Here is a 2,427-nt window from a genome sequence, read left to right as displayed (position 1 = left end):
CCGGCTCGACCCGCCCCCGGCTCGACCTGCGCCCGGCTCGGACCCGGCTTAGTCTGCGACCAGGGGCCAGGGGGCTACGCGAAAGGGCCGCATCATGCCACCGATCTGGACCGGCACCCTGACCTTCGGCCTGGTGGCGATCCCGATCCGGATGGAGTCGGCGGTCCACTCCCACAAGGTGGCGTTCCGGCAGATCCACCGGGAGGACCAGGGCCGCGTCAAGTACGTCAAGACCTGCGAGGAGGACGGCCAGCGGCTCACGCAGGACGACATCGGCCGCGCCTACGAAGCCCCCGACGGGCGGCTGGTGCCGATCGAGGACCGCGAGCTGGACGAGATGCCGCTGCCCACGGCGAAGACCCTGGAGGTCAGCGGATTCCTCGACCTGGCGTCGGTGCCGAGCGAGATGTTCGACCAGCCGTACTTCCTCGCGCCCTCCACCCCCGCCGCCAACAAGCCCTACGTGCTGATGCGTGAGGCGCTGGCCAAAGCCGGTAAGGCCGCGGTGGGGAAGTACGCGCTCAGGGGCTCCGGCGAGGCCCTGGGCATCGTCCACGCCCAGGGCGATGTCCTCGTCCTCCAGCGGCTGCGCTGGCCCGACGAACTCCGCCCGGCCGGCGACGCCGCCCCCCGCGGCGACATCGACATCACCGACGACGAGCGGGCCGCGGCCGACGACTACATCCGGGCCGTCGGCGACGTCGACATGGCCCAGATGCACGACGAGTACGCCGAAGCCGTCCGGGCGCTCATCGAGGCCAAGGCCGGGCACAAGGCCGCACCCAAGGCGCGGCCCGCCCGGGAGGAGGAGGCCGGCGTCACCGACCTCATGACCACCCTGCAGGCCGCGGCCGACAAGGCCCGGCAGGACAAGGGCAAGGCCGACGTGCACGACATCGACCGCAAGGCCAGGAAGACCGCGAAGAAGAGCCCGGCCAAGAAGGCGGGCCGCAAACGCGCGGGATGACCGCGCCGCGACCTGTCACCGCGCTCACCCGGTCGGCGCCGCCGATGGACGGGGCGGCAACCGGACGCCGGGTTCGGGCGCGGTGAACGCGGTGAAGCGGGTGCGACCGGACGGCCACGGCTCCCCGCCGGGCGGCATTGTGCTCGACCGCGCGGCGGAGTTACGGTGCTGACAGGTCGTACGGGCCGGCGCCCACGGACCCGGCCGGCGGAGCTGACGACGGCCCGGCATGTGCGTGCTCGCCCAGGCGCGAGCCGATCGGGACGGGGAGGTGGCGCGGTGCGGGAAACCTCTGAGCGGTCGCTGCCGACCGTTGCCATGTTCTCGCGACGGCACATCGACCTCCAGCGTGTCGCCGGCGCCCTGTGTCCGGGCGTACTGAGGGCCCTTCCGGGGCCGGACCACCGGATGTCCGCGCGGCCGCGCACCGGCTGCTGAGCGGGCTCCCTTCGCCCGACCCCTCGTCGCCCGACCGCCCCTTCCTCCCGGTCACTGGTCACCGGCCGTCGGCCCGGCCCCGCCGCGCCGCCGCCGAGCACGAGGAACACCGCGTACCGCCCCCATCCCGCCTTGCGCACCGCACCTCAGCCAAGGAGTCGTCATGACCGCACAAGCCGAAGAGACCGACCACGCCGCCTTCGTCCAGGACTGGGAGCAGTGGCACGCCCGGCACGAACAGGTACGCGCCGACCCGCACGGTTTCCTCGCCATCACCGGCCTGCACTGGCTGGACGCCACCCCGACCCGCTTTCCCGACGCCCCCGGCGCCTGGTCGAGCACCGCCGACGGCGTGGTGGTGGAGCTGTCCGGCGACGAGCAGCTGATCCTCGACGGCCATGTGCTGTGCGGCCGGCACGACTTCGGCGTGATCGAGGAGCGGGGCGGCCTGTTCCCGGAGGCCGGCGACGCGGTGATCGAGGTCGCCAAGCGCGGCGGCCACGACATCCTGCGTCCCCGCCACCCGGAGAACGGGCTGCGGCTGGCCTACTCCGGCACCCCCGCCTACGCCCCGGACCCGCGCTGGGCCCGCACCGGCCGCTACCTGCCGTTCGACGCGCCCCGCCCGACCACGGTCGGCGCGGCGGTCGAGGGCCTCCAGCACGTCTACGACGCCCCCGGCCAGGTCGAGTTCGAACTCGACGGCGCCACGCACCGGCTGACCGCCTTCAACGGCCGCACCCCGGGCAGCCTGTTCCTGCTGCTCACCGACGCCACCTCCGGAGTGACCACCTACGCGGCCAACCGGTCGCTGGCCGTCGACGCCCCCGACGCCGGCGGAAAGGTGCTGGTCGACTTCAACCGGGCCGTGAATCTCCCTTGCGCCTACACCGACCTGGCCACCTGCCCGCTGCCGCCTGCCGAGAACCGGCTGGCGGTCCCGATCGAGGCCGGCGAGAAAACCCCGACCGACCCGGTGCGCGGCAGCCGCGCCGTCCCGGCGCCGGAGGCGTCCGGCCGCA

The 2,427-nt window shown here is 73.8% G+C and carries 3 protein-coding genes; all 3 read left to right on the top strand.

The features are described 5' to 3' along the window. Positions 1-94 precede the first annotated feature (94 nt). Positions 95-967 carry a non-homologous end joining protein Ku gene (locus GA0115240_RS09410; RefSeq protein ID WP_093736205.1) on the top strand — a complete coding sequence of 291 codons (873 nt, stop codon included), beginning with the start codon at positions 95-97 and terminating at the stop codon, positions 965-967. Positions 968-1,285: 318 nt separating this feature from the next. After that, a complete protein-coding gene (locus GA0115240_RS39165; protein ID WP_370673303.1) occupies positions 1,286-1,405 on the top strand; it encodes a putative leader peptide in 120 nt (39 codons plus the stop codon). Between the two features lie 163 nt (positions 1,406-1,568). Next, a partial coding sequence (locus GA0115240_RS09405) for a DUF1684 domain-containing protein (protein ID WP_107407122.1) occupies positions 1,569-2,427 on the top strand: 859 nt, incomplete at its 3' end.

The organism is Streptomyces sp. DvalAA-14 (assembly GCF_900091855.1).
Lineage (GTDB): Bacteria > Actinomycetota > Actinomycetes > Streptomycetales > Streptomycetaceae > Actinacidiphila.
Note: the sequence above shows the minus strand (reverse complement) of the source record. Positions and strands in the feature narration are given on the sequence as shown.

What these genes read in the sequence shown, in the direction of transcription:
- GA0115240_RS09410 (WP_093736205.1), top strand. Translation starts at nt 95, where the DNA reads ATGCCACCGATCTGGACCGGCACCCTGACCTTCGGCCTGGTGGCGATC.
- GA0115240_RS39165 (WP_370673303.1), top strand. Translation starts at nt 1,286, where the DNA reads ATGTTCTCGCGACGGCACATCGACCTCCAGCGTGTCGCCGGCGCCCTG.